Origin of the sequence: Mycobacterium sp. NAZ190054 (assembly GCF_001545925.1) — a bacterium.
Classification (GTDB): Bacteria; Actinomycetota; Actinomycetes; order Mycobacteriales; family Mycobacteriaceae; genus Mycobacterium.
The window spans coordinates 1-6,313 of sequence record NZ_LMVQ01000215.1; the positions used below are offsets into that span (position 1 = coordinate 1).

The following is a 6,313-nucleotide window of genomic DNA, read 5'->3' on the forward strand; positions in this document are numbered from 1 at the left end:
CGGCCACGACATCGCCGCCGGCATGCCGATGGAAGAGCTGCGCCGTGCGCTCGACCTGCCGTCCGTCGAGCTGCTGGCGCCGCTGGTGCACGGCACCGGGCTGGAACTCGGCGACGGACGGGTGCGGCAACCGGGCGGGCAACTGCCCGACCGGGTCGACAAGGCCGTCCGGGCGGTCGAGGAGCGACTGGCCACCGAACCGTTCCGCGCGCCGGAGGCCGACGAACTCGCCGAACTACGGCTGGGCCCCAAAGAGCTCGGCGCGGCGATCCGCGCCGGCCGGCTCACCAAGATCGCCGACGGCGTCGTGCTGGGTCCCACCGTCTTCGCGCAGGCCGCCGACATTCTTCGGGTGATACCGCAGCCGTTCACCGTCGCCGAGGCCAAACGCGCGCTGAACACCACCCGCCGGGTCGCCGTTCCTCTCCTGGAGGAACTCGACAGGCGGCACGTCACCCGCCGCAACGCCGACGGCCGACGCCAGGTGAGGTGAACGGGCGCAACGGCTGACCGGAGTGCCGACGCTCACCGACTCTCCGGGCGCTCCCTGTCCCGCCGGGTCGCGCGCAGCGAACCGGGGTGGGCTTTGGCGGTCGGGTCGCGCCGGGTTTTGATCAGGCTGGCGACCGTGACCACGGTGAGGATCACCACGATGACCACCAAGCTCAGGTAGGTGTTCACCTCCGGGATGCTCGGGTTGACGTCGACGTGGGCCCAGTGCAGCACCAGCTTGACGCCGATGAAGGCCAGGATGATCGACAGCCCGGTCGACAGGTACACCAGCCTGTCGAGCAGCCCCTTGACCAAGAAGAACAGCGCACGCAGCCCCAGCAGCGCGAACGCGTTGGCGGCGAACACGATGTACGGCTCGCGGGTGACGCCGAAGACGGCCGGGATCGAGTCGAGGGCGAAGAGCAGATCCACGCTGCCGATCGCGATGAGCACCGCGAGCAGCGGGGTGGCCATCCGACGCCCGTCGGCGCGGGTGAACAGTTTTCCGCCGTCGTAGCCGTCGGTGATCGGGATGAAGCGCCGGGTGGCCCGGATCATGATGTTGTTCTCGACGTCGGGATCCTCGTCCCGGTGCCGGAACAACTGGATGGCGGTGTAGATCAGCAGCAGGCCGAACACCAGGAACATGAACGAGAACAGCGACAGCAGCGTCGCGCCGACGGCGATGAAGATCGCGCGCATGATCAGCGCCAGGATGATGCCGAAGGTCAGCACCTTGTGCTGGTGCTCCTCGGGCACCGCGAAGGTCGCCATGATGATCACGAACACGAACAGGTTGTCGACCGACAGGCTCTTCTCGACGATGTAACCGGCGAAGTACTGGGTGCCGAGGTCGCCGCCGTAGGCGATCGTGAACCACACCCCGAAAGCGACGGCGACCAGGATGTAGAACACCGACCACGCCGTCGCCTCACCGAATCCGACCCGGTGGGGCCGCACCGCCGCCAGGATCAGATCGACCGCGAGCAGCGCGATGATCACGCCGATCGTCACTGCCCAGGTGATCATGCTGATCTCGAGCATGGTCCCTTTGTACCTGAGCGTCCGTGGTTGATCCGGCCGCCGGCGGGTACCCCCGTCCGACCGGGCGTCGAGGCGCGGGTTGCCGAGTTGTGCCATCGACGGTTGTATCGAGAGAGACCGACGGAGACGAAGGTGGACGCGTGGACATCAGGAAGCTGTTCGAGTCGTGGCCGGTGTACCGGCAGCTCACCGGCGACGACAAGCTCGGGCGCGGCAAGGCCGCCCAGTCCAAGCGCAGCCTGACGCTGACCGCGCGCACCGCCGACGCCGACCGCGTCGCACATTCGGTGTGCCCGTTCTGCGCCGTCGGCTGCGCGCAGAAGGTGTACGTCAAGGACGACAAGGTCGTGCAGATCGAGGGCAACCCCGACAGCCCGATCTCGCGAGGCCGGTTGTGCCCCAAGGGTTCGGCCAGCAAGCAGCTCGTCACCGGCCCCCAACGGCTGACCAAGGTCCGCTACCGGGCGCCGTACGCCACCGAGTGGCAGGACCTCGACCTCGACACCGCGATGGACATGGTCGCCGACCGGGTGCTCGACGCGCGCGACAAGGGCTGGGAGCAGTTCGACGCCGACCGCAACACCTTGCGCCGCACCATGGGCATCGCCAGCCTGGGCGGCGCGACGTTGGACAACGAAGAGAACTATCTGATCAAGAAGCTGTTCACCGCCCTGGGCGCCTTACAGATCGAGAACCAGGCCCGTATTTGACACAGCGCCACGGTTCCCGGTCTGGGGGCCTCCTTCGGTCGCGGCGGGGCGACGGACTACCAGCAAGACCTCGTCAACTCCGACTTCATCGTCATCATGGGCTCGAACATGGCCGAGGCGCATCCGGTCGGGTTCCAGTGGGTGATGGAGGCCAAGGCGGCCGGCGCCGAGGTGGTGCACATCGACCCGCGGTTCACCCGCACCAGCGCGCTGGCCGACGAATACGTCCCGCTGCGCGCCGGCAGTGACATCGCCTTCCTGGGCGGGGTGATCAACTACATCCTGTCCAACGAGCTGGACTTCCGGGAGTACGTCACCGCGTACACGAACGCGTCGTTCCTGGTCGACGAGCGCTTCCAGGACGCCGAGGATCTCGACGGGCTGTTCAGCGGTTACGACCGGGAGTCCGCCGCGTACGACCCGGCGACCTGGCAGTACCAGCAGACCGACACCGGCGGGGCCGAAGCCGGGGACGCCGAGGAACGCGGTGAGGAGGCCAAGGAGGAGGCGGCGCCGGATCGGTCCGGCTCGGGTGGGCCGCTGATCGCGGGCGGGGCCGGACCGATTCCGTCCGATCCGACGCTGCAGGACCCGCGCTGCGTGTACCAGATCCTCAAGCGGCACTACGCCCGCTACACCCCGGAGATGGTGGAGCGGGTGTGCGGGGTGCCGGCCGAGCAGTTCCTGCGGATCGCGCAGGCGTGGGCGGAGAACTCCGGCCGCGACAAGACCGCCGCGCTGGTCTACAGCGTGGGCTGGACGCAGCATTCGGTGGGCGCGCAGTTCATCCGCGCGGGGTCGATCATCCAGCTGCTGCTGGGCAACATCGGCCGGCCGGGTGGCGGGGTGCTCGCGTTGCGCGGGCACGCCAGTATCCAGGGCTCGACGGACGTGCCGACACTGTTCAACCTGCTGCCCGGCTACCTCGCGATGCCGCACGCGGGACAGGAGACGTTGATCCACTACCTGCGCAACGTCAAAAGCCCCAACCAGAAAGGCTTCTGGTACAACAGCGACACCTACATGGTGTCGCTGCTCAAGGAGTACTGGGGCGAACGTGCGACGGCGGAGAACGACTTCTGCTTCGACTACCTGCCCCGCATCAACGGCGACCACGGCACTTACCGCACGGTGATGGACATGGTCGACGGCAAGGTGTTCGGGTACTTCCTGCTCGGCCAGAACCCGGCCGTCGGCTCGGCGCACGGCCGGCTGCAACGCCTCGGCATGGCCAACCTGGACTGGCTGGTGGTGCGCGACCTCGTCGAGATCGAGAGCGCCACATTCTGGAAAGACGGGCCGGAGGTCGAGACCGGCGAGATCACCCCGGAGAGCTGCCGCACCGAGGTGTTCCTGTTCCCGGCCGCGTCGCACGTCGAGAAGTCGGGCACCTTCACCCAGACCCAGCGCATGCTGCAGTGGCGCGAACAGGCCGTCGAGCCGCCCGGCGATGCGCGCAGCGAGTTGTGGTTCTTCTACCACCTCGGCCGCATCCTGCGCGAAAAGCTCGCCGGCTCAACGGATGACCGCGACCGGCCGCTGCTGGACCTGTGGTGGGACTACCGGCTCGACGGCGACGAACCGTCCGCCGAGGATGTGCTGCGCCGCATCAACGGCGTCGACTTGACGACGGGCCGCACGCTGAACAGCTACTTCGAATTGAAGGCCGACGGGTCGACGGCGTGCGGCTGCTGGATCTACAGCGGGGTGTACGCCGACGAGGTCAACCAGGCCGCGCGGCGCAAACCCCACACCGAACAGGGCCCGTACGACAACGAGTGGGGCTGGACGTGGCCGCTGAACCGACGGGTGCTCTACAACCGGGCGTCGGCCGATCCCCAGGGCAGGCCGTGGAGTGAGCGCAAGAAGCTCATCTGGTGGGACCCGGAGAAGGGGGAGTGGACGGGCTACGACGTTCCCGACTTCGAGAGGACGAAACCGCCTGACTACGAACCGGAGCCGGGTGCCGTGGGGGTCCCGGCGCTGCGCGGCGACGACGCGTTCGTGATGCAGGCCGACGGCAAAGGCTGGCTCTTCGCACCGAACGGCGTGCTCGACGGTCCGTTGCCGACGCACTACGAACCGCACGAGTCGCCGGTGCGCAACCCGCTGTACCGCCAGCAGGCCAACCCGGCCCGCAAGGTGTACGGCCGGACCGACAACCCGTCGAACCCGTCGTGGCCGGACGCACACGGTGAGGTGTTCCCGTTCGTGTTCACCGCGGCGCGGCTCACCGAACACCACACCGCGGGCGGGATGAGCCGGCAGCTGCCGTACCTGGCCGAGCTGCAGCCCGCCTTGTTCGTGGAGGTGTCACCGGAGCTCGCCCGCATCCGCGGGTTGACGCACATGGACTGGGCGCACGTGGTCACCAGCCGCGCGGCCGTCGACGCCCGGGTGTTCGTCACCGACCGGATGCGACCGCTGCGCATCGAAGACCATGTGGTGCACCAGATCTGGATGCCGTACCACTGGGGGAACAGGGGTCTGGTCGACGGTGACGTGGTCAACGATCTGCTCGGCGTGGTCGCGGACCCGAACGTGTTCATCCAGGAGAGCAAGGTCGCCACCTGTGACATCCAGCCCGGGCGGCGGCCGCGCGGACACCAGCTGCTGGAGTACCTCCGTGCCTACCGCGAACGGGCGCAGATCACCCCGGCGACCGGCACCCATCTCGACACCACCGAACCGGCGCGCGACCACACCGAGGAGACGCCATGAGCCGCAACAGTTTCTACGGACCGCTCGACGACGTGGCCGGTGATGCCGGCTACGACGACCACCCGCCGCGGGTCGGCTTCTTCACCGACACGTCGGTCTGCATCGGCTGCAAGGCCTGCGAGGTGGCGTGCAAGGAATGGAACCAGGTGCCCGTCTCAGGAGATGGGGACGGCTTCAACCTGCTCGGCATGTCCTTCGACAACACCGGTGAACTCGGGGCGAACTCGTGGCGGCATGTGGCGTTCATCGAGCAGCCGGCCGAGCCGCCGGTGGACCTCGGCATGCCCGGCTTCGCGCGCCCCGGTGATGCGACCGGCGCCGAGACCCGGCAGGACTTCCGGTGGCTGATGAGCAGCGATGTGTGCAAGCACTGCACCCACGCCGGGTGCCTCGACGTGTGCCCGACGGGTGCGCTGTACCGCACCGAGTTCTCCACTGTTGTTGTGCAGCAAGACATCTGCAACGGCTGCGGGTACTGCGTGTCCGGATGCCCGTATGGGGTGATCGAGCGGCGGGAGGGCGACGGCCGGGCGTGGAAGTGCACGCTGTGCTACGACCGGCTGACCGACGGCCTGGAGCCGGCGTGCGCGAAGGCGTGCCCGACGGACTCCATCCAGTTCGGGGTCCTCGACGAACTGCGGGAGCGCGCGGCCCTGCGGATCGACGAGTTGCACGAACGCGGCGTGACCGAGGCGCGGCTGTACGGGCACGACCCGAACGACGGCGTCGGCGGGGACGGCGCGTTCTTCCTGCTGCTCGACGAGCCCGAGGTGTACGGCCTGCCGCCGGATCCGGTGGTGCCGACCCGCGACGCCGGCGCGATGTGGCGCTACGCCGGTGCGGCGGCCTCGGCGCTGGTCGGGGTCGCGGTGTCGGCGTTTCTGGGGCGGCGATGAGGGAGAAGCTCAGCGACACCCGCGCGTCGGACATGCATGCGCAGACGCGGCACCGGCGCGGCAGCAAGGACGACACGGCCGTGCCGCCCGCCGACTTGCGGTCCTACTACGGGCGGCAGATCCTCAAGACGCCGGTGTGGAACTGGATGATCGCGGCGTATCTTTTCACCGGCGGACTGTCGGCGGGCTCGGCGCTGCTCGCCGCGGGCGCGGACCTCACGGGGCGCACCCAGCTGCGGAAGGTGTCCCGGCTCGGGGCGCTGGCCAGCTTGCTGGCGAGCATGTACTTCCTGATCGGGGACCTGGGCCGGCCGGAGCGGTTCCACCCAGCAACGATTACTGGTATCTGGCGCTCAACGAGGCGCGCGAGCCGTGGAACGACGTGCGGGTACGCCAGGCGATCGCGTACGCGATCGACCGCGACGCGATCGTGCAGGCGACCAGTTACGG

General features: G+C 68.6%; 5 protein-coding genes and 1 pseudogene. 5 read left to right on the forward strand and 1 reads right to left on the reverse strand.

What is annotated here, in order from left to right; all coding sequences use genetic code 11:
- A partial coding sequence (locus ASJ79_RS15940) for a SelB C-terminal domain-containing protein (RefSeq protein ID WP_197420236.1) occupies positions 1 to 493 on the forward strand: 493 nt, incomplete at its 5' end.
- Positions 494 to 525: 32 nt separating this feature from the next.
- Here the strand turns inward: ASJ79_RS15940 and ASJ79_RS15945 are convergent.
- The gene (locus ASJ79_RS15945) at positions 526 to 1,536 is read right to left on the reverse strand and encodes a TerC family protein (protein ID WP_067956868.1); all 1,011 of its coding nucleotides are present in this window, start codon (positions 1,534 to 1,536) and stop codon (positions 526 to 528) included.
- Between the two features lie 140 nt (positions 1,537 to 1,676).
- Here ASJ79_RS15945 and fdh point away from each other — a divergent pair, with 140 nt between their 5' ends.
- The 4 genes and pseudogenes from fdh to ASJ79_RS31075 all read left to right on the forward strand — a co-directional run.
- Entirely contained in the window at positions 1,677 to 4,967 is a 3,291-nt protein-coding gene (fdh, locus tag ASJ79_RS15955; protein ID WP_231750868.1) for a formate dehydrogenase, read from the forward strand.
- Positions 4,964 to 5,863, forward strand: coding sequence for a 4Fe-4S dicluster domain-containing protein (locus ASJ79_RS15960; RefSeq protein WP_067956864.1), 900 nt, complete (start codon positions 4,964 to 4,966; stop codon positions 5,861 to 5,863). The genes fdh and ASJ79_RS15960 overlap by 4 nt, the downstream gene beginning before the upstream one ends.
- Positions 5,860 to 6,189 (forward strand): annotated as a pseudogene (gene nrfD, locus ASJ79_RS15965) (NrfD/PsrC family molybdoenzyme membrane anchor subunit); the annotation flags it as partial. The gene ASJ79_RS15960 and the pseudogene nrfD, both read left to right, overlap by 4 nt.
- Positions 6,190 to 6,209: 20 nt before the next feature.
- Positions 6,210 to 6,313, forward strand: a 104-nt coding sequence (locus ASJ79_RS31075) for an ABC transporter substrate-binding protein (protein WP_231750869.1), incomplete at its 3' end; no start/stop codon positions are given.